The following is a 19,336-nucleotide window of genomic DNA, read 5'->3' as shown; positions in this document are numbered from 1 at the left end:
AGCTCTGAACCAGTGGGAGCGCTCCCACTGTGCAGTTGGGACGCAACGGCGTCAAGGTGCGCGAAGAGTCGAAGGCAATCGACAAGGAAATTTACCCAACCCCTCTTTTGCTTGGCGCCAGTTGACGCTACGGTCTGCCCGACCAGTGGGAGCGAATCCGTCCGGTCGGCACACCGTCAGGGGTGTGCCCTCGCTGCGAGGACTCGCTCATGCGACATCCCCCACGTCTGACCGCGCTGCTCTCCGGAGTGGCGCTCACGATGGCGAGCAGCGCGTTCGCCCTCATGGGTACGGCCTCTGGAGCCGCGGCCGCACCCGACTGCACGGTGGAGTACTCGGTCTCGAACCAGTGGGCCGGGGGCTTCCAGGGTGCCGTCACCGTCACCAACGGCAGTGCCGCCCTGAACGGCTGGAACCTTCGCTTCTCCTTCCCGGCCGGCCAGGTCGTCGGTGAGGGCTGGGGCGGCAAGTGGTCCCGGTCCGGGACGGACGTCACGGTCGTGAACGAGAGCTGGAACGCCGTACTCGGCACCGGCGCGAAGGTGACGGCCGGCTTCATCGCCTCGTGGACGGGGAGCAACCCGGCCCCTACGGCGTTCTCGCTCAACGGCACCCCCTGCACCACGGACGGAACCACCCCGACCCCGACCCCGACCCCGACCCCGACCGACCCCACCATCCCTCCGACCGACCCGCCCACCACTCCCCCGACGACTCCGACCATCCCACCGACCATCCCACCGCCCACGCCGGTGTCCGGGGCGCCCGAACTCGGCGTCGTCGGCCACAAGTTCGTCGACCAGAACGGCGCGGTCCGCCGCCTGCTCGGCGTCAACCGCTCCGGCGGCGAGTTCATGTGCGTCCAGGGCCGCGGCATCTGGGACGGTCCCGTCGACGACGCCTCGATCAGGGCGATCGCCGGCTGGAAGGCCAACACGGTCCGCATCCCCCTCAACGAGGAGTGCTGGCTCGGCCTGGACAACATCAGGCCCGAGTACCGCGGCGCGCCGTACACGGACGCCGTGAAGGACCTGGTGACCAGGGTCCTCGCCCACGGCATGACCCCGGTCCTCGAACTGCACTGGACGTTCGGCCAGTACACCGGCAACTCCGCCGGCTGCTCCGACGTCCACGCCTCCTGCCAGAAGCCGATGCCGAACGCGCGGTTCACCCCGGCGTTCTGGACCTCGGTCGCGAACACCTTCAAGAACGACGAGCGGGTCGTCTTCGACCTGTTCAACGAGCCCTACCCGGACCGGGCGACCTCCACCGCGGCACAGGCCTGGTCCTGCTGGCGCGACGGCGGCACCTGCCCCGGCATCGGCTACGAGGTCGCCGGCATGCAGGACCTGTTGGACGCGGTCCGCGCGACGGGGGCGAAGAACCTCGTCCTCGTCCCGGGCATCGCGTACTCCAACGACCTGAGCCAGTGGCTCACGCACCGCCCCACGGACCCGGCGGAGAATCTGGCCGCCGCCTGGCACGTCTACAACTTCAACACCTGCTCCACCGAGACGTGCTGGAACGACACCCTCGCCCCGGTAGCCGCCCAGGTACCTCTGCTGGCGGGCGAGATCGGTGAGAACACCTGCGGACACGCGTTCATCGACCGCGTCATGAAGTGGTTCGACGACCGCGGCCTCTCGTACCTGGGCTGGACCTGGAACACCTGGAACTGCAACTCGGGTCCCGCACTGATCAGTTCGTACGACGGCACTCCCACCGCATTCGGCATCGGGCTGCGCGACCGCCTGCGTGCCCTCACCCCGTGAAGACCCACGAAAGCCACCTGAAAGGAACCCCCACCCGCATGAGCCGCACCAGTCGCACGAGCCGCACCGCCCTCCTGGCGGCCCTCGGCCTCATCACGGCCACCGGCGCCACCGCCACCGTCCTCGGCACCGCCACCGCCGGCGCCGCCGCCCCCGGCTGCAAGGTCGTCTACCAGGTCACCAACCAGTGGAGCACCGGCTTCGGAACCAACGTGACCGTCACCAACACGGGTGACCCCGTCTCCGCCTGGACCCTCGAATGGTCCTACGCCGGCAACCAGCAGGTCACCCAGGGCTGGAACGCCACCATCACCCAGTCCGGCGCCGCCGTCACCGCGAAGAACGCCTCCTACAACGGAGCCCTGAGCACCGGGGGTTCGACCTCCTTCGGCTTCAACGGCACGTACAGCGGCACCAACGCCGTGCCCGCGACCTTCAAGCTCAACGGCGTCGTCTGCAACGGGGCCACCGAGCCGACGGAGCCCCCGACCACCCCGCCGACCACGCCGCCGACGACCCCGCCGCCGGGCACCAAGGCCGACAACCCGTACGTCGGCGCCAAGGTGTACGTGAACCCCGAGTGGTCCGCCAAGGCGGCGGCCGAGCCGGGCGGCACCAAGATCTCCAACCAGCCCACCGGCGTCTGGCTGGACCGCATCGCCGCCATCAACGGCTCCGCCACCTCCATGGGTCTGCGCGCCCACCTCGACGAGGCCCTGAAGCAGAAGGGCAGCGGAGAGCTCGTCGTCCAGCTGGTCGTCTACAACCTGCCGGGCCGCGACTGCGCGGCGCTCGCCTCCAACGGCGAGCTGGGCCCGACCGAGATCGGCCGCTACAAGACCGAGTACATCGACCCGATCGCCGCGATCCTCGCCGACCCCAAGTACGCGAGCCTGCGGATCGCCACCACGGTCGAGATCGACTCGCTGCCCAACCTGGTCACCAACGTCTCGGGGCGTCCGACGGCCACCCCCAACTGTGACGTGATGAAGGCCAACGGCAACTACATCACGGGCGTCGGCTACGCGCTCAAGAAGCTGGGCGCGATCGGCAACGTCTACAACTATGTCGACGCCGGCCACCACGGCTGGCTGGGCTGGGACGACAACTTCGGCCCCTCCGCCGAACTGTTCAAGCAGGCCGCCACGGCCGAGGGCTCCACGGTCTCCAACGTCCACGGCTTCATCGTCAACACCGCCAACTACAGCGCCCTGAAGGAGGACCACTTCAAGATCGAGGACTCCGTCAACGGCGTCTCCGTGCGCCAGTCGAAGTGGGTCGACTGGAACCGGTACACCGACGAGTTGTCCTACGCCCAGGCCATGCGCGCCAAGCTGGTCTCGATCGGCTTCGACAGCAAGCTCGGCATGCTGATCGACACCTCCCGCAACGGTTGGGGCGGCACCCAGCGGCCCACCGGTCCGGGCGCGCTGACCAGCGTCGACACGTACGTCAACGGAGGCAAGTACGACCGTCGTATCCACCTCGGCAACTGGTGCAACCAGTCCGGCGCGGGTCTCGGCGAACGGCCCCAGGCGGCTCCCGCCGCGGGCATCGACGCGTACGTCTGGATGAAGCCCCCGGGCGAGTCCGACGGCGCCTCGAAGGAGATCCCGAACAACGAGGGCAAGGGCTTCGACCGGATGTGCGACCCCACCTACACGGGCAACGCCCGTAACGGGAACAGCATGTCCGGCGCGCTGCCCGACTCCCCGATCGCGGGCCAGTGGTTCTCGGCCCAGTTCCAGGAGCTCCTGAAGAACGCCCACCCGGCGCTGTAAGCCGCCCGGGGCGCGTGTACACACGCGGTGCCGCATCCGTCCGGGGGGACGGGTGCGGCACCGCCGCGTGCGCCGGGACCCGTCATTGGTCGGACATCTGGCAGTGCTCCCGCGTAGTTGACGCGCGTCGACCGAGCGTCCACTCTGCCCATGGCAGGTGCACATCAACCGACTGATGGAGGCCCGCACGATGGCCCGCACGATGCACGGACACGTTCTCGGTTCACTTCTCCCGAGGTTCCTCCTCGCCTTCGCCTTGCTGGTCACCGGCCTGGCGGGCGTCGTCGCCACGGCCGGGACCGCCCGGGCGGACGGCTGCTACACCTGGTCGCGCACCCTGTCCCAGGGAGCCTCCGGCGCCGACGTGACCCAACTGCAGATCCGGGTGGCCGGCTACCCCGGCAGCGGGGGCGTGCTCGCGATCGACGGGTCCTACGGGCCCGCCACCGTCGCCGCCGTCAAGCGTTTCCAGACGGCGTACGGCCTCGGCGCCGACGGAGTCGCCGGACCCGCGACCTTCGCCAAGATCTACGACCTCCAGGACGACGACTGCACCCCGATCCACTTCTCCTACGCCGAACTGAACAACTGCAACAGCACCTGGGCCGGGGGCGCGGTGAGCGCGGCCACCGCCAAGTCCAACGCCCTGCGCACCATGTGGAAGCTGGAGGCGCTCCGCCACGCCCTCGGCGACGCGTCGATCCGGGTCACCAGCGGCTTCCGCAGCCACGCCTGCAACGACGCGGTCGGCGGCGCCTCGTCGAGCCGTCACCTCTACGGGGACGCGGCCGACCTCGGCGCCGGCCCGCACTCGCTGTGCCGGCTCGCCCAGCAGGCCCGTAACCACGGCTTCAACGGCATCCTCGGCCCCGGCTACGCGGGCCACGACGACCACACCCACCTCGACCACCGAGGCAGCCGCTTCTGGTCCGCCCCCAGCTGCGGAATCTGACCCGCCCCACTGAACCCGAACACGCCGGGGCCCGTCCGGGAAGCCGAGCCGGCCAGGCTTCCCGAGCGGGCCCCGGCGCACACGCTGAGCCTGGCCGGGGAGGCGAGCAGGCCGGGCTTCCCGGACAGGCCCCGGCGCGCACGCCCACGCCCAGCCCCTCCGCACAGGCCGCACCGGGCGGGATCCTGCGGGCCGCCCCGGAGCCCCCACGCTCAACCCCTCCGGAAGGCCGAGCCGGCGGGGCTTCCCGGACGGGCCCCGGCGCGCCCGCACTCAGCCCGTCCGCGCCGGCCGCGCCGGGCCGGGGCTCGCGGACTGGCCGGCCACGGCGCCCCCGTGCTCAGCAGGACTCCCGTACCACCAGCTCCGTCGGCAGGACGTGGCGGCCGGCTCCTTCCGGCGCGCCCGCGATCTCCTGGAGCAGCATCCGCGCCATCGTGCGGCCCATTTCCTCGATGGGCTGCCGCACGCTCGTCAGGGGCGGGTCCATGAGCCGCGCCACCGCCGAGTCGTCGACGCCGACCAGGGCCACGTCCTCGGGCACCCGGCGCCCCGCCTCCCGCAGCGCACCGCGCGCGCCCGCGGCCATCACGTCGGACGCGGCGAAGACGGCGTCCAGGTCCGGCCTGCGGTCGAGGAGCGTCCGCATGGCCCGCCGGCCGCCCTCCTCGGTGAAGTCCCCGGTCGACACCAGCCCCTCGTCGGGCCCGATCCCGGCCTCCGCGAGCCCCGCCCGGTAGCCGCCGAGCCGGGCGCGTGCCACATACATGTCGAGCGGCCCGGTGACGGTCGCGATCCTGCTCCGCCCGCGTCCCACGAGGTGCGCGACGGCCGCGCGCCCGGCACCGATGTTGTCGGAGTCGACGTACGGCACGGGCTCGGCCTCCGCGCGGCGTCCGTTCATGACGACGGGGAGGCCCAGTTCCCTGATCCGGTCGGGCAGCGGGTCGTCACCGTGGACGGAGGCGAGCAGGACGCCGTCGACGCGCTGGGCCGCGAGGTACTGCTCGAAGCGCTGTCGCTCCTGCTCGCTGCGGACCAGCGTGAGCAGCAACTGCTTGTCGGCTTCGGCGAGTTCGACGCTGACTCCGCGGATGAGGTCCAGGAAGTAGGGCTCGGCGAAGAGCCGCGCCTCGGCCTCGGGGATGACGAGCGCGATCGCGTCGGTACGGCTGCCCGCGAGGGCGCGGGCGGCCTGGTTGGGTACGTAGCCGAGTTCGGCGACGGCTCGGGCGACGGCCGTACGGGTCTGTTCGCTCACCCGGGGGGAGCCGTTGATGACCCGGGAGACCGTGCCCCGGCCGACTCCTGCCATGGCGGCCACCTGCTCCAGGGTGGGTCTGCCGCTCTGCCGTCCGCTCACAACTCCCGAACTCCCCTCGTAGGACAACGTGCAGCTCACCACACGCCCGCCGGGAACGAAAGCAGCGATGGGAGCGCTCCCACCGTAGTCCACTCCCGCGCCCCCGCGCCACGCGCGTGCGTTCAGGAGATGACGCGAACATCTCGCCCCTGAGCCGCGAAACCCCCGGAAAACCTTCCGGTAACGAATCCGCGTTCATGTCTTGACACCCGTACCCGCCAGGCAGCAACCTTCCGGCAACGACGTGGGAGCGCTCCCATCCGGGACGCGTACAGCCTTGCATCAGGTCCTGGCGGACACCGCCGAGCCGCGATCATTCGGCCGGACCTCTTGGCGCACAACGAGCACCACCTTGGACGAGGAGAGTGGAATGCGCACTTCCAGCAGCAGACGCGGACGCCGAGCGGCGATCGCGGCGGTCGCCGTCGTCGTGACCGGCACGACCCTGCTCACCGGTTGCGGCAGCGACGAGGACAACGGCAAGGACGGCACCGGCGCCAAGGCCGGCGAGAAGATCACGCTGCGGGTCGGGACCTTCGGTTCCTTCGGCTACGACAACAAGACCGGCGCCAAGCTCTACGCCGAGTACGAGCGGCTCCACCCGAACATCAAGATCGAGGAGTCGAACGTCTCCGACGGTCAGAAGTACTGGGACACCCTGAAGCTGCGCCTCTCCCAGAACAGCGGCCTCGCGGACATCCAGGCGGTCGAGGTCGGCTACATCGCCGAGGCGACCGGACCGGCCATGGCGAACAAGTGGGTCGACCTGGGCAAGGAGGGCGGCGCCAAGCCCGAGGACTTCCTGGACTGGAAGGTCAAGCAGGCGACGACCGCCGACGGCAAGCTCATCGGCCTCGGCACCGACATCGGCCCCATGGCCATCTGCTACAACAAGGACCTCTTCGCCAAGGCCAAGCTGCCCACCGAGCGCGACGCCGTCGGCAAGCTGTGGTCCGGCGACTGGGCCAAGTTCATCGCGACCGGCGAGAAGTACAAGGCGGCCGCGCCCGCCGGCACCGCCTTCCACGACTCCGCGAGCGGCCTCTTCAACGCGGTCGTCTCCAGCGACCCCGTGCAGTACGCCAACACCAGCGGCGAGCTCGACTGGGAGAACAGCCCCGGGGTGAAGAAGGCCTGGGAGACCGCCGTCAAGGCGGCCCAGGGCGGACTCACCGCCAAGCTGCGCCAGTTCGACGAGAAGGGCACCTGGAACGCCGCCTTCAAGAACGGCAAGTTCGCCACCGTCGCCTGCCCCAGCTGGATGACCGGCATCATCAAGGACCAGGCGGGCCCGGCCAACCAGGGCAAGTGGGACATCGCCGCACCGCCGGTGGCCGGCAACTGGGGAGGCGCCTTCCTGTCCGTGCCGAAGTCCGGCAAGCACACCAAGGAGGCCGCCGCGCTGGCCGCGTGGCTGACGGCGCCGGAGCAGCACGCCAAGGTGTTCGCGGTGAACGGCAACATCCCCTCCTCCAAGGACACGCTCACCTCGTCCACCGTCCAGGAGGCCAAGCTGCCGTACTTCGGTGACACCCCCGTCGGCAAGATCTTCTCCAGCGCTGCCGCCGGGATCACGCCCGCGTCCATCAGCCGCTACGACGGCCAGGTGAAGACCTTCCTCACCGACAACGGCATCCTCGACATCGAGCAGCGCGGCACCGACCCGGCCAAGGCCTGGGAGAACGTCAAGAAGCTGGTCGACGACAAGATCGACCAGTAGCGGGGGGCGTCTGCCGGTCCGCCGCCGCCCGTGAGCGGCGGCGGACCGGCACCGTCCGCGCCACCGCACGCATCGACCTGGAAGGACGCCCCCGTGGCCACCTCCGTTCGGGCGAGGCCCGACGGCTCCCCGCCGCCCGCCGTACCGCCCTCCTCCCCCGGCCCGCGCGGCCGCCACTCCGCCCGGAGCGGCTGGCGGAGCACGCTCTACCGCTGGGACCTCAAGGCGATCCCGTACGTCTTCATCGCCCCCTTCTTCCTCACCTTCGCCGCCTTCGGGCTCTTCCCGCTCATCTACACGGGCTGGCTCTCGCTCAACCGGGTCGAGCTCGGCGGTGACCCGACGTGGAAGGGCCTGGAGAACTACACCGACCTGGCGACCAGCGAGTTCTTCTGGAACGCGCTCTTCAACACCTTCACCATCGGTGTGCTGTCGACCGTTCCGCAGCTGCTCATGGCGCTCGGTCTCGCGCATCTGCTCAACTACAAGCTCCGCGGCCGGGGCTTCTTCCGGGTCGCGATCCTCGCCCCGTACGCCACGTCGATCGCGGCGGCGACCCTGGTCTTCGCCCAGCTGTTCAACACCGACTACGGGATGATCAACGGCGTCCTCGGCTGGGTCGGGTTCGACCCGGTGAATTGGGAGTCGTCCAAGTGGCCGGCCCAGATCGCGATCTCCGTGATCGTCACCTGGCGCTGGACCGGCTACAACGCGCTGATCTACCTGGCCGCCATGCAGGCCGTGCCGCAGGACCTGTACGAGGCGGCGTCGCTCGACGGGGCCTCGCGCTGGCGCCAGTTCGTCAGCGTCACGATCCCCTCCATCCGGCCGACCATCCTCTTCACGATCGTCGTCTCCACCATCGGCGCCACCCAGCTCTTCGGTGAGCCGATGCTCTTCGGCGGCAGTGTCGGCATCAGCGGCGGCAGCGGCAACCAGTTCCAGACGCTGAGCCTCCTGATGTACGAGAAGGGGTGGATCACCGGCGCGCTGGGCCAGGCTTCGGCCATCGCCTGGGTCATGCTGCTGCTCCTGCTGTTCGTCGGCGGCGTCCAGGCGCTCGTCTCCCGCCACAACCGCAAGAAGCTGGGGGGCTGACCTCATGGCCCGCACACTCGACACGATGCCGCCCACCAAGACCGAGGCCCCGACGGCGGCCCGGCCGGGGCGCCGGTTCCGGCAGTCGGCCGGCCGCCAGCACCACGCGGGACCGCTCACCTACGTCCTGCTCGCCGTGGCCGCGTTCGTCTCGCTCTTCCCGCTGTACTGGAACGTGGTCGCCGCCTCGCACACCGGCGAGCGGGTCGTGGAGGCCCCGGCCCCGCTGCTGCCCGGCTCCCGCCTCATGGACAACCTCAGCTTCGCCTGGAACCAGGTCGACATGGGCGAGGCGCTGATCAACACCACGGTCGTGGCGAGCCTGGTGGCGCTGTCCACCGTCATGTTCTCCACGCTCGCCGGGTTCGCCTTCGCCAAGCTGCCCTTCCGGGGCCGGGGCATGATGCTCTCCCTGGTGGTCGCCACCATGACGATCCCGCCGCAGCTCAGTGTCATCCCGCTGTACCGGATCATCACCGACCTCGGCTGGTTCGACCAGCTCCAGTCGGTCGTCCTGCCCTCGCTCGTCGCCGCCTTCGGCGTGTTCTTCATGCGCCAGTTCCTGGTGGAGGCGCTGCCGATGGAGCTGGTGGAGGCGGCCCGGATGGACGGGGCGCACAGCCTCCGGATCATCTGGCACGTGGTCTTCCCGGTGGCGAGGCCCGCCATGGCCGTGCTCGGCATGCTGGTCTTCGTCCAGGCGTGGAACGACTTCTTCTGGCCCTTCATCGCCCTCACCCCCGACGGCAGCCCCACCCTGCAGGTGGCGCTCGCCGGTCTCGGCGCGGGCAACCACTCGGTGGACCACGCCATCGTGCTGACCGGCGCCCTGATATCCACCGTGCCGCTGCTGCTCGTCTTCGCGTTCCTCGGCAAGCACATCGTGGGCGGCATCACGGCCGGCGCCGTCAAGAGCTGACCGACGTCACCTCTCCGCACCGCACGTATCTCACGTATCGCACGTCATCACCCCGTACCCGCGTTGGGAGCTCTCTCCTATGACCGCGTCCGAAACCCGGCCGCTCACCGCCACCCGCTCGTTCCCGTCCGACTTCCTCTGGGGCGCGGCCACCGCCGCGTACCAGATCGAGGGAGCCGCGGCGGAGGACGGCCGTACCCCGTCCATCTGGGACACCTTCTCGCACACCCCCGGCAAGGTCTTCGAGGGCCACACCGGCGACGTCGCCGTGGACCACTACCACCGGTTCCGCGAGGACGTCGGCATCATGTCCGAACTCGGCCTGAACGCCTACCGGTTCTCCGTCTCCTGGTCCCGGGTGCAGCCCACCGGCCGGGGGCCCGCCGTCCAGAAGGGTCTGGACTTCTACCGGGCGCTCGTCGACGAGCTCCTCGCCGCCGGGATCGAGCCGGCCCTCACCCTCTACCACTGGGACCTGCCGCAGGAGCTGGAGGACGCGGGCGGCTGGCCCGAGCGCGCGACCGCCGAGCGGTTCGCCGAGTACGCGGGGATCGTCGCCGACGCCCTCGGCGACCGCGTGAGCCGCTGGACCACGCTCAACGAGCCCTGGTGCAGCGCCTTCCTCGGGTACGGCTCCGGGGTGCACGCCCCGGGCCGCACCGACCCGGTGGCGTCCCTGCGCGCCGCCCACCACCTCAACCTCGGGCACGGCCTCGCGGTCCAGGCCCTGCGGTCCGCGCTGCCCGCGGACCGGCTGCTCTCGGTCTCGCTCAATCTGCACGAGGTGCGGCCGCTGACCGCTTCCGCCGAGGACCGGGACGCCGCCCGCCGGATCGACGCCGTCGGCAACCGGGTCTGGCTGGGCCCGATGCTGGAGGGCACCTACCCCGAGGACCTGATCCGCGACACGGCGCGGCTGACCGACTGGTCCTTCGTCGAGGACGGGGACACGGCGGCGATCCACCAGCCGCTGGACCTGCTGGCGATCAACTACTACGCGCCGACGATCGTCTCGCAGGTGGCGGAGGGTGTCGAGAAGCCGCAGGACGACGGTCACGGCAACAGCGAGTTCTCGCCGTGGCCGGGCGCCGACGGGGTCGCCTTCCACCGGGGACCGGGCGAGCCGACCGCGATGGGGTGGGCGGTCGACCCGGACGCCCTGTACGACCTGCTGAAGCGGGTGTCCGACGCCTACCCCCAGCTCCCCCTGGTGATCAGCGAGAACGGGGCGGCGTACGAGGACGTGGTGTCGCCGGACGGCTCGGTGCACGACCCGCAGCGTGCGGCGTACGTGCACGCCCATCTGGAGGCGGTGCACCGGGCGCTGGGCGACGGGGTGGACGTGCAGGGCTACTTCCTGTGGTCGCTGCTCGACAACTTCGAGTGGAGCTACGGCTATTCGAAGCGGTTCGGCGCGGTCCGGGTGGACTACGACACCCTGGAGCGGACCCCGAAGTCGAGCGCCCGCTGGTACGCGCGGGTGGCGCGCACGGGTGAGCTCCACGCCCCCTGATTCCACCGACGCGGGAAACAGGAGGAAGGCCGTGCCGGGTTCCCCGGCACGGCCTTCCCTCATGGGGTGGGCGTCGGTCAGATGTCGATGACGCGGTAGCCGATGACGTAGACGCCGCCGGAGCCCTCGACGGTGCGCCACTGGGTCTCGGCGCCGAATTCGCTGCCGGTGACGAGCGTGGCACCGAGCTTGTCGTCCGGGCTGGTCGAGTCGTAGTCCCACACGGTCATCGTGCGGGCCTGCTCCTTGCCGAGGATGAGTGCCGCGCTGCCGTTGCCGTCGGCCATGGAGCGGACGTAACCGGTCCCCATGGTCTGGTACTTGAGGCCGTTGCCGGGCCAGACCTTGACGGCGTTGCCGTTGGCGTCGGTGATCTTGAGGTACGCCTCGTCGTGGTCGCCCTCGCTGTTCTTCTGGCAGTGCAGTTCGAGCAGTTCGATCTTCACGTAGTCGATCGGCTCGGCCTGGGCGGTGCCGGCGAAGACGCCGACGCTGCCGAGTCCGAGGAGGGCGGTGGCGGCCGTTCGGACGAGTCGGTTCTTGCGCATGTGGTCCCCCCACACATCGGGTCACTCGCGTGACGGTGGTTCCGGCCCGCCACTTCTCGGCGGGGCCGGTGTGCCGTTCCCCTCGGCACGTCCCCTACTGTGCCCGTCCGTCCCACCCGGTTCTACGCGCGTTCCGCTGGGCGGAACAGCGCCGTTCGACCGGCGGGGCTCAGAGCACGGGGGCGGCCGCCGGGACCCTGGTCCGCGGGCCGCCCCGGGCGAGGGCGCGGCTGATCGCGGCGCCCGCCTCGGCGACGCCCCGGGCGAGCGGGTCGAGCGGCCGGCCGGCCGGGACCATGCCGGCGAGGGCCGCGACGGTACGCCCGTCCGGGGTGCGGACCGGCAGCGAGGCGCAGCACACCCCGTCCATCACGTCCTCGCGGTCGAGGATCGCGCCGCCGCGGAGCGGGCCCCGCAGGGCCTTGCCGGCGGCGGTGTCGAGCCGGAACGCGAGGCCGTCGCGCACCGGGAACAGCGGTTCCAGGTCTCCCGGCACCGAGCTGATCGTGAGGGCCATGTCCTCGCGGAGCACGGCGAGGACCACGCTCGCGCCGGTGGCGGCCCGGAGCCGCTGGAGCGGCACCCGGGCGGCGGGCCGCAGTCCGGGGTGTGGCTCCCAGGCCTGGCCGAGGCGGTACAGCTGGGGCCCGACCCGGTAGCGGTTGCCCTTCCGTTCGACGGCGCCGAGCGTGACCAGTTGGTCGAGCAGCCGGTGGACGCTGCCCTTGGGCACCCCGCAGAGGAGCGCGAGTTCGGTCACCCCGGCCTCGCCGCCGCTCCGGCGCAGGGCGTCGAGCAGGGCGAATGCCCCTTCGAGCACACTCCGGCCGCGTACCTTCACGGTGTCGTGGCCCTCGCCGGCCGGTCTGCGTGCCTCGCCGGTGTCCATGAGTCCCCCGATCCCCACGCCCGGCCGTGGACCCCCGATGGTTCGGCTCCGGGCTCCCTCCCACCATGCCGCAGTCCGGGCGATTCCCGCCAAGGGCTCGGGGCGCCCGTCGTGTCGCCGTCGGCAGGCCCGTAGGGTGTCCGGTCATGAGAGACGCCCCACCGCCCGCATCCCGGAACCGTCGGCGCACGGTCGTCGGCCTGGTCGTCGTGGCCACCGCCGTGGCGGGGCTCGCGACCGCCTTCGTCGTCGCCGCCCCGCCCTCGCGGTCCGCGCCCCGTCCGGCGCCGGAGGCAACGGCGGCGAAGGCCACGACGTCGCGGGTCACGCCGTCGCGGGCCACGACGACGAGCCCCTGGATGCGCGCGCCCGGCGCACCGCCGACGGTGATCGCCCACCGGGGTGCCTCCTCGGCCGCCCCCGAGAACACCCTGGTCTCCGACGAGGTGGCCCGGCGGGGCGGAGCCGTCTGGATCGAGAACGACGTCCAGCCCAGCAAGGACGGCGTGCCGTACATCCTCCACGACACCACCGTCGACCGGACGACGGACGGCACGGGCCCGGTCCGCTCCCTGACGTCCGCCCAGCTGGACGCCCTGGACGCCGGCTCCTGGTTCGCGCCCGTCTACGCCGGGACCCGCGTCCCGACCCTCGCGGCCCAGTTGGCGGACCTCCGGGAGCGCGGCGGGAAGCTGCTCCTGGAGATCAAGGGCCGCCACAGTCACGCCGAGGTGGCCCGGATCGTCCAGGACGTCCGGGAGCAGGGCATGACGGACCGGGTCTTCGTCCAGAGCTTCGACATCACGTCCTTGAGGCACGTCCGCGACCTGGCGCCCGAGCTGCCGGTCGGCCTGCTGCGGAGCACGCTCGACGCGGACCCGGTCGCCCTCGCCGGGGAGCTGGACCTCGACGCGTACAACGTCTCGGACACGGCGCTGTCCACCCGCCCGGGGCTCGTGGCCGAGCTGCACGCGGCGGGTGTGGCCGTCAACGTCTGGACGGTGGACAGGGCGGACCGCTGGAAGGCCCTTGACGACCTCGGGGTGGACGGCATCATCACCAACCGTCCGACCGAGATGGGCGGTTGGTGGGCCGGGCGTACTCCCTGAGCGGCCCCGGCCGGGTCCCTACGGCGTGACCTTGATGCCGTCGACGAAGGCCCTGACCATGATCGCGTGGGTGAAGACGACGGTGCCGGGCTTGATGAGGCCGCCCTCGCCGCCGGTGCCCTTCACCTGGACGGTGCGTTCGCCCAGGAAGGTGAGGGTCTTGCTGTCGAAGATCCATTCGGTGCGTACGCCGCTGGTCTCGTCGAGCCGGGCGACCGCGACTCCCTCGCGGCCGGCGGCGTCGGTGGCGCTGTCCACCAGGACTACACCGGGGATCTTGGCGGCGGCCCGGTAGAGCGCGGCCGTCAGCTGCGGGGACGGCCAGCTCTCGACGAGCAGGTCGCCGATGGTGGTGAAGGCCTGCTGGTCCTTGCCGTTGCCCTGCCCCTCGGTCTCCTTGTAGATCTTCCGCAGCAGCGCGTCGGGGTCGGTGGGGAGGGTGGCCAGGTAGTCGTGCGTGGGCGCGCCGAGGTGCGGCTTCGGGGTGTTGCCGGTCTCGTCGGGGCCGGCCAGGGTGATGCCGCCGGGCTCGGTCGTGCCGGGCTCGATCAGCCACCCCTCGAGGCCGTCGGGGGACCGCCACGTCTGCCGGGTGTGCAGGGGCACGCTCACGAGGCTGCTCACGCCGTTCACGGCCCTCACGTGCGTGTTCGCGGCGCGCGTCTCGATGTAGAGGTACTGCCCGGCGCGGCCCTTCGGTGCGTCCGCCCCGGCCGCGGCCAGCGAGATCCGGTCGAGGAGGCGGGGCGCGCCGTGGGCGTCGACGGTGCCGATCGAGGTGGTCAGGGCGGGTCCGGTGGCGAGGTCGCCGGGGCCCTGGGCTCCGCCGGGGGTGAGGAGGAGGGCGCCGACGGCGAGGGCGCCGGCGAGCGCGGTCGCGGCCGGCAGGAGGATCGCCTTCCGCAGGAACGGGTTGCGGGGGGCGGCGGCGCGGCGGTCGTCGTGGATCTGGCTCATCAGGCGCTCCTTGTGGAACTGGTGGCGGCCCGGAGGAAGGTCGTGTTCCTCGGTCGCCGGGAGGTCTCCGCTCTCGTGCCGGTTCGCCGTACGGGGCCGGGTCGGGTCGAGGTTCATCGGATTCCTTCCTGCGCGGGCCGGACCGCGTTCACGCGATCACCTGTTGTCTGTCGGGGGCGGGGGGCGGGTTCCCGTTTTTCCCGGGCGGGTTCCCGTTTTTCCCGGGCGAGTTCCCGTTCGTCCCGGGCGGGTTCGCGTTCGTCCCGGGCGGGATCGCGTTCGTCCCGGGCGGGATCGCGTTCGTCCCGGGCGGGATGCACCGCCTCGCGGGCGAGTTCGACCTCGGCGCCGGTGCGGAGCCTGGCGCGGGCGCGGGAGAGCCGGGAGCGGACGGTGCCGACGGGGACGCGCAGCGCCTGGGCCGCCTCGGTGTAGGCGAGGCCCTCCCAGAGGCAGAGCACCAGGACTTCGCGTTCGGTGCGGCGGAGCGTGCCGAGCGCCCGGAGGGTGGCGGCGATGCGGCGCCGGTCGTCGATCCGGCCGGCGACCTCGGAGGCGTGGTCGGGTACCGGGGCCGCGGCCGGTCCCGCCTCGGCGTACGCGGCGGCGGCCGCCCGGTACCGGCGGTTGCCCCGGCAGTGGTTGCGGGCGACGTTGGTGGCGACGCCGAGCAGCCAGGGGCGGAGCGAACCCCCCTCGGGGTCCACCTTGCGCCGTAGCCGCCAGGCCTCCAGGAAGGTGGCCGCCATCACGTCCTCGGCGACCGACCAGTCGCCGGTCAGCCGGAAGGCGTGGTTGTAGACGCTCCGGGCGTAGGAGTCGAAGAGTTCGGCGAAGGCCGAGGGGTCTCCGTCCCGTATGCGTGCGCGCGTGTCTGTGTTCACGTCTCTGGTCTGTCCGGGCCCCGGGACGGGTTCCCGTGACCCCGGTCACGCCGGGATGCCAGCTCGTCGAGGAGTGCGGGGTTGACCACGCGCAGGATCGTGGCGACGTGCTCGGGGTCGGCCGCCGCCCACAGCACCTCCCGGGCCGCCCGGTACTTGACGGCGAGCCGCTCGCGCCGGTCGGGCGGCAGGGCGTCGGCCCGGTCCGTGCGGCTGTTGTGCGCGTTGTCGGCGATCTTCACGAGGGTGGCGTCGGGGTCCCGCGTGATGCGGCGGATCTTCTCCTCGTAGGGCGTGCCGGGAGTGTTGGTGACGGCTTCGACGATGGCGACGACCCGGTCGGGGATTCCGGCGGCGCGGAGCCCATCGGCCGTCCACGGGGTGTCCTCGATGACGTCGTGGAGCAGCCCGGCCATGGTCAGGTGCGGTCCGAACGGCTCCAGGCCCGCGGCGACCGCGCGGACGTGCCGGACGTACGGGACGCCCGCCTTGTCGGTCTGGCCGGCGTGGGCCCGGTCGGCGAGCGCGTCCACCTCGTCGGGAGTCTTCATCGCCCCATCATCGCGGGGAGAAGGCGGCCGGTCGCACGCTCCCCCGCTGCGCGGGTGTCCGGTCAGGTCAGCAACCGGTTGGGGTGGGAGGAGCGGCGGGCCGCCGCGAGGAGGGCGTGGATCCGGGGCCCGGCCTGGTCGATGTCGGTGACCGGGGTGGGGAAGGGCAGCCGGACGTCCTGGTGTCCGGCGGGGTGTTCGAGCCGCAGGGTGATGCCGTAACGGTCCAGGGCGACGGGGAGGGCGCGGACCATGTCCCGGTCGGGGCGCGGGCGGACGAGGCGGAGGAGCAGCGGCACGAGTTCGCCGTGGCCGTCGACGAGGTGGGTCAGCATGGACGCCTCGCAGGCGGCCATCGGGTCGACGTCGGTCGCGTGGAGTTCGTCGAGGGTGATGTACGTCCGGTCCTCGGCGTCCTCCAGGAGGGCCTGGCCGAACTCCATGCAGATGCCGACGCTCGCCTCCGGTTCGTAGGGCGCGGCCAGGAGTCCCGTCAGGGTGACGCGGGCGCGGAGCCGTTCGCGTACGGAGGTGGGGGCGATGTCGGTGAACTCCAGGCGTACGGGGATCCGTGCGGCCTGTCCGGCATGGCTCTCCTCGGAGGGGTCGTGGAGGTGGATGTGCCCCATCGGTCCGGTCCCGTCGAGGAGGTGGACCTCCTGGTGGACTCCGTCGGTGACGACGGTCATCGAGTGGGCGGCCGCGAGGATCGATCGCACGCGCTCGGCGGGGGTGGGCCGCGCGGCGCGGGGGCTGAAGGGTCGCATCCGAGTTCTCCCGGGACAGGTGACGAGACAGTTACTTAGGTAAGCCTAAGCTAACTTAACGTCTCGGGGGGTGGAAGGGCCTGCGCGGCCTCCCGTAACGGCGACGGAGGCACCATGTGATGATCTTCTCTTCATCGAGCGGATCCCATCGGGGATCCCGGGGGAGAGAACATGGCATACACGGACGCCAACGGCGTCGATCTGTCCGGCGTCACCGGCAGGCTCATCCAGACGGTCGACCTGGTGAAGAGCCCGGCCCCACAGGCGATCGCCACCGACACCGCCAACGGGCACGTCTTCGTGCTCCAGGTGGAGAGCTCGGCCACGGCGCCGCAGGGCAACATGTACCTGAACCGCATCGACCGCCGGACCGGCAAGGTCACCGGCTCGATGCAGCTGAAGGGCTTCGGACACGGCCTCTCGATGGGCGCCGAGCCCGTCGGCGCCGACACGTACCTCTGGACCGAGGTCGGCCCGCTGCACGTCACCTCGGACGGCACGACCTTCGGCAAGGCCGTCACCCGCTTCCGCTTCGTCGACGGCTCGGTCGTCGACGGAGCCGCGATACCGCAGGAGCGGAAGTTCACGCCGCCCGGCAGCACCTCGGGCGTCGGCCCGTCGCTCGACCCGGTGAACAACCTGCTGTGCGTCATGTACCACAAGGACGGAAAGCGGCACTTCACCCGGTACGACCCCGCCGCGGCCGCCGCCGGCTCGTGGACCCCGGTGGGCACCACCTTCGTGATGCCGGCCGGTGAGGACGTCACGCCCGCCGTGCCGTCGCCCCACCCGCTGAAGAAGACCCTCGTCTCGCAGGGTTTCACCGCGCTCGGGGACGTCCTCTACTCGTACCAGTGGGCGCCGTACGACAAGGAGAACAACCCGACGGTCCCCAGCGAGTTCCCCGGGATCGCCTTCCTCACCTCGTACTCGTGGACCACCGGGGCCCGCCTCGACCGGCAGGTCGTCACCAACGCCGACGGCCTCACCCGGCGCGAGCCCGAGGGCGTCGCCGTCGAGGTCGACCCCGCGACCGCCGAGACCCGACTGCTGTTCGGCTTCAGCAACACCGTCCCCGGCACCACCGGTTCGCGTGACGTCACGATCGGCTGGTACCCGACGAAGCCCGCGGTGGACGGGGTCAAGGTGCTCGCGGACTGGGAGGACCTCGCCCTCGAACCCGGCGTCTCCCCCGGCGCCCAGCCCCCGCGCGGTCGGCTGATCGCCCTCGCCGGCACCACCTACCTCCAGCTGCGGGGCACCGTCACCTGCTCCCCCGGCCTCACCGCCGACAGCAGGATCGGGACGCTGCCGCACCGGCTGCGCCCGACCCACCTCACCCGGCAGAACGTGCCCCGCAACAACAACACCGGCCGCTACGTGTGCCGGATCGAGGCGGACGTCCACGGCGCGCTCTGGGCGTACGGCGCCACCAGCGACAACGCCATCACCTGGATCGACCTCGACGGCGTCACCGTCGCCTGGCGGTGAGCCGCCGCCGCGCCGCCGCGACGGCGCTCCGCACCGGACCCGCCGCACCCGTCCCCCCGCCTGCCCGCCCCACCCGATCCGGAGGATCGAGCATGACCCAGCACACCACCAGCCGCCGCTCCCTGCTCGCCGCGGCGCTCGCCGCCCCCGCCGTCGCCGTCGGCGCCCCGCTGCTCACGGCCACCCCGGCCGCCGCCGTCGACCCCGTGGACGGCTGCCAGACCGTCGTCGACTGGACGGCGATCATCGTGGACCCGGCCGTCACGAACGTGGCCGGCGCCCCGGCCGAGGCCCGGGTGATACGTCTCGCGGGGACGGAGTTCCTCCAGCTGCGCGGCACGGTCACCTGCGACTTCAGCGCCGACGGCAAGCTCGGCACGCTGCCCGCCACCATCCGCCCGCCCAAGCTGACCCGCGGTGTCTGCCCGCGCAACAACAGCCAGGGCATCAACGCGATCCGCATCGAGGCCAACACGGCCGGCGCCGTCAACGTCTACGGCCCGCAGGCGACGAACAAGGTGACCTGGATCCAGCTCGACAACTTCTCCTCCGTCCTGCGCTGACCCCGCGCCGCGACCGCGCTCGCGACGGACACGCGCGCGTGACCGGGCGGGGCCCTTCTCGGGCCCCGCCCGGTCACGGCCCGTCAGGGAGCGTCGCCCGACCAGTCGAACCGGCCCGGGTCGCCCGGACGCGGGTCGTAGAGCGAGCGGCCGTCGGCGCCGTAACGGCCGAGCTCCGTCTCCAGGGCGACGCCGTCGGCCACGGCGTCCGGCGGCCGGTCGGTGACGTCGAGGAGTAGCCCGTCGAGCGGGCCGCCGACCAGCTCGGCGTAGACACGGCCGGGCCGGGGGCCCGGCCGCGGGTCGTCGTGCTCCTGGCCGTAGACCCGGCCCCTCAACAGCTCCTCGTCCCTGTCCATACGGCCAGCGTCCCAGCCACCACTGACAACGCCGTACGGGCGCCCGCCACCCGTCCGCCGCACGCCCCACCACACGGATCGCCGCAGGTCGACGAGAAGA

At 71.7% G+C, this 19,336-nt stretch carries 18 protein-coding genes; 10 read left to right on the top strand and 8 right to left on the bottom strand.

Going from position 1 to position 19,336, the window contains the following annotated elements:
* Positions 1-209 precede the first annotated feature (209 nt).
* From ABZ567_RS12170 to ABZ567_RS12160, 3 genes are all read left to right on the top strand, one after another.
* Positions 210-1,772 carry a cellulase family glycosylhydrolase gene (locus tag ABZ567_RS12170; RefSeq protein WP_360787426.1) on the top strand — a complete coding sequence of 521 codons (1,563 nt, stop codon included), beginning with the start codon at positions 210-212 and terminating at the stop codon, positions 1,770-1,772.
* A 38-nt stretch (positions 1,773-1,810) separates the two neighbouring features.
* A complete protein-coding gene (locus tag ABZ567_RS12165; RefSeq protein ID WP_360787423.1) occupies positions 1,811-3,553 on the top strand; it encodes a glycoside hydrolase family 6 protein in 1,743 nt (580 codons plus the stop codon).
* Positions 3,554-3,755: 202 nt separating this feature from the next.
* Positions 3,756-4,505 (top strand): D-Ala-D-Ala carboxypeptidase family metallohydrolase, encoded by a 750-nt coding sequence (locus tag ABZ567_RS12160; protein WP_360787652.1) that lies wholly within the window; start codon positions 3,756-3,758, stop codon positions 4,503-4,505.
* Between the two features lie 340 nt (positions 4,506-4,845).
* Here ABZ567_RS12160 and ABZ567_RS12155 read toward each other — a convergent pair whose 3' ends face one another.
* Positions 4,846-5,868 (bottom strand): LacI family DNA-binding transcriptional regulator, encoded by a 1,023-nt coding sequence (locus ABZ567_RS12155; RefSeq protein ID WP_360787420.1) that lies wholly within the window; start codon positions 5,866-5,868, stop codon positions 4,846-4,848.
* Positions 5,869-6,238: 370 nt separating this feature from the next.
* On the opposite strand from ABZ567_RS12155, the gene ABZ567_RS12150 reads away from it, so the two are divergent.
* The 4 genes from ABZ567_RS12150 to ABZ567_RS12135 all read left to right on the top strand — a co-directional run bounded on the left by ABZ567_RS12150 (position 6,239) and on the right by ABZ567_RS12135 (position 11,118).
* Complete coding sequence (locus ABZ567_RS12150; RefSeq protein ID WP_360787417.1) at positions 6,239-7,588, top strand: ABC transporter substrate-binding protein; 1,350 nt, start codon at positions 6,239-6,241, stop codon at positions 7,586-7,588.
* A gap of 93 nt (positions 7,589-7,681) precedes the next feature.
* On the top strand, positions 7,682-8,686 hold the full coding sequence (locus ABZ567_RS12145; RefSeq protein ID WP_360787414.1) for a sugar ABC transporter permease: 1,005 nt from the start codon (positions 7,682-7,684) through the stop codon (positions 8,684-8,686).
* Between the two features lie 4 nt (positions 8,687-8,690).
* Positions 8,691-9,605: a carbohydrate ABC transporter permease gene (locus ABZ567_RS12140; protein WP_360787411.1), complete on the top strand. Its 915-nt coding sequence runs from the start codon at positions 8,691-8,693 to the stop codon at positions 9,603-9,605.
* A gap of 79 nt (positions 9,606-9,684) precedes the next feature.
* Positions 9,685-11,118, top strand: a complete 1,434-nt coding sequence (locus ABZ567_RS12135) for a GH1 family beta-glucosidase (protein ID WP_360787408.1) — start codon at positions 9,685-9,687, stop codon at positions 11,116-11,118.
* Positions 11,119-11,195: 77 nt separating this feature from the next.
* On the opposite strand, the gene ABZ567_RS12130 is transcribed toward ABZ567_RS12135, so the two are convergent.
* Positions 11,196-11,666: a hypothetical protein gene (locus ABZ567_RS12130; RefSeq protein ID WP_360787405.1), complete on the bottom strand. Its 471-nt coding sequence runs from the start codon at positions 11,664-11,666 to the stop codon at positions 11,196-11,198.
* 169 nt (positions 11,667-11,835) lie between these two features.
* Positions 11,836-12,555 carry a helix-turn-helix domain-containing protein gene (locus ABZ567_RS12125; protein WP_360787402.1) on the bottom strand — a complete coding sequence of 240 codons (720 nt, stop codon included), beginning with the start codon at positions 12,553-12,555 and terminating at the stop codon, positions 11,836-11,838.
* A 146-nt stretch (positions 12,556-12,701) separates the two neighbouring features.
* On the opposite strand from ABZ567_RS12125, the gene ABZ567_RS12120 reads away from it, so the two are divergent.
* A complete protein-coding gene (locus ABZ567_RS12120) occupies positions 12,702-13,664 on the top strand; it encodes a glycerophosphodiester phosphodiesterase family protein (protein ID WP_360787399.1) in 963 nt (320 codons plus the stop codon).
* A gap of 18 nt (positions 13,665-13,682) precedes the next feature.
* Here ABZ567_RS12120 and ABZ567_RS12115 read toward each other — a convergent pair whose 3' ends face one another.
* The 4 genes from ABZ567_RS12115 to ABZ567_RS12100 form a co-directional block, all read right to left on the bottom strand.
* A complete protein-coding gene (locus ABZ567_RS12115) occupies positions 13,683-14,738 on the bottom strand; it encodes a CU044_5270 family protein (protein WP_360787396.1) in 1,056 nt (351 codons plus the stop codon).
* Positions 14,735-15,505, bottom strand: a complete 771-nt coding sequence (locus ABZ567_RS12110) for an RNA polymerase sigma factor (RefSeq protein WP_360787394.1) — start codon at positions 15,503-15,505, stop codon at positions 14,735-14,737. The genes ABZ567_RS12115 and ABZ567_RS12110 overlap by 4 nt, the downstream gene beginning before the upstream one ends.
* Positions 15,502-16,056: an HD domain-containing protein gene (locus ABZ567_RS12105; RefSeq protein WP_360787391.1), complete on the bottom strand. Its 555-nt coding sequence runs from the start codon at positions 16,054-16,056 to the stop codon at positions 15,502-15,504. The genes ABZ567_RS12110 and ABZ567_RS12105 overlap by 4 nt, the downstream gene beginning before the upstream one ends.
* A gap of 62 nt (positions 16,057-16,118) precedes the next feature.
* Complete coding sequence (locus ABZ567_RS12100) at positions 16,119-16,823, bottom strand: DUF2470 domain-containing protein (RefSeq protein ID WP_360787388.1); 705 nt, start codon at positions 16,821-16,823, stop codon at positions 16,119-16,121.
* A 171-nt stretch (positions 16,824-16,994) separates the two neighbouring features.
* Here ABZ567_RS12100 and ABZ567_RS12095 point away from each other — a divergent pair, with 171 nt between their 5' ends.
* The gene (locus ABZ567_RS12095) at positions 16,995-18,314 is read left to right on the top strand and encodes a hypothetical protein (protein WP_360787385.1); all 1,320 of its coding nucleotides are present in this window, start codon (positions 16,995-16,997) and stop codon (positions 18,312-18,314) included.
* 92 nt (positions 18,315-18,406) lie between these two features.
* On the top strand, positions 18,407-18,877 hold the full coding sequence (locus ABZ567_RS12090; protein WP_360787382.1) for a hypothetical protein: 471 nt from the start codon (positions 18,407-18,409) through the stop codon (positions 18,875-18,877).
* An 83-nt stretch (positions 18,878-18,960) separates the two neighbouring features.
* On the opposite strand, the gene ABZ567_RS12085 is transcribed toward ABZ567_RS12090, so the two are convergent.
* The gene (locus ABZ567_RS12085; RefSeq protein ID WP_360787379.1) at positions 18,961-19,236 is read right to left on the bottom strand and encodes a hypothetical protein; all 276 of its coding nucleotides are present in this window, start codon (positions 19,234-19,236) and stop codon (positions 18,961-18,963) included.
* Between the last annotated feature and the right edge of the window lie 100 nt (positions 19,237-19,336).

The sequence above is a fragment of the Streptomyces sp. NPDC016459 genome (assembly GCF_040632845.1).
In the GTDB taxonomy this organism is placed as follows: Bacteria; Actinomycetota; Actinomycetes; order Streptomycetales; family Streptomycetaceae; genus Streptomyces.
Note: the sequence above shows the minus strand (reverse complement) of the source record. Positions and strands in the feature narration are given on the sequence as shown.

What these genes read in the sequence shown, in the direction of transcription:
- ABZ567_RS12170 (WP_360787426.1), top strand. Translation starts at nt 210, where the DNA reads ATGCGACATCCCCCACGTCTGACCGCGCTGCTCTCCGGAGTGGCGCTC.
- ABZ567_RS12165 (WP_360787423.1), top strand. Translation starts at nt 1,811, where the DNA reads ATGAGCCGCACCAGTCGCACGAGCCGCACCGCCCTCCTGGCGGCCCTC.
- ABZ567_RS12160 (WP_360787652.1), top strand. Translation starts at nt 3,756, where the DNA reads ATGCACGGACACGTTCTCGGTTCACTTCTCCCGAGGTTCCTCCTCGCC.
- ABZ567_RS12150 (WP_360787417.1), top strand. Translation starts at nt 6,239, where the DNA reads ATGCGCACTTCCAGCAGCAGACGCGGACGCCGAGCGGCGATCGCGGCG.
- ABZ567_RS12140 (WP_360787411.1), top strand. Translation starts at nt 8,691, where the DNA reads ATGGCCCGCACACTCGACACGATGCCGCCCACCAAGACCGAGGCCCCG.
- ABZ567_RS12135 (WP_360787408.1), top strand. Translation starts at nt 9,685, where the DNA reads ATGACCGCGTCCGAAACCCGGCCGCTCACCGCCACCCGCTCGTTCCCG.
- ABZ567_RS12130 (WP_360787405.1), bottom strand. Translation starts at nt 11,666, where the DNA reads ATGCGCAAGAACCGACTCGTCCGAACGGCCGCCACCGCCCTCCTCGGA.
- ABZ567_RS12125 (WP_360787402.1), bottom strand. Translation starts at nt 12,555, where the DNA reads ATGGACACCGGCGAGGCACGCAGACCGGCCGGCGAGGGCCACGACACC.
- ABZ567_RS12120 (WP_360787399.1), top strand. Translation starts at nt 12,702, where the DNA reads ATGAGAGACGCCCCACCGCCCGCATCCCGGAACCGTCGGCGCACGGTC.
- ABZ567_RS12115 (WP_360787396.1), bottom strand. Translation starts at nt 14,738, where the DNA reads ATGAACCTCGACCCGACCCGGCCCCGTACGGCGAACCGGCACGAGAGC.
- ABZ567_RS12105 (WP_360787391.1), bottom strand. Translation starts at nt 16,056, where the DNA reads ATGAAGACTCCCGACGAGGTGGACGCGCTCGCCGACCGGGCCCACGCC.
- ABZ567_RS12100 (WP_360787388.1), bottom strand. Translation starts at nt 16,823, where the DNA reads ATGCGACCCTTCAGCCCCCGCGCCGCGCGGCCCACCCCCGCCGAGCGC.
- ABZ567_RS12095 (WP_360787385.1), top strand. Translation starts at nt 16,995, where the DNA reads ATGGCATACACGGACGCCAACGGCGTCGATCTGTCCGGCGTCACCGGC.
- ABZ567_RS12090 (WP_360787382.1), top strand. Translation starts at nt 18,407, where the DNA reads ATGACCCAGCACACCACCAGCCGCCGCTCCCTGCTCGCCGCGGCGCTC.
- ABZ567_RS12085 (WP_360787379.1), bottom strand. Translation starts at nt 19,236, where the DNA reads ATGGACAGGGACGAGGAGCTGTTGAGGGGCCGGGTCTACGGCCAGGAG.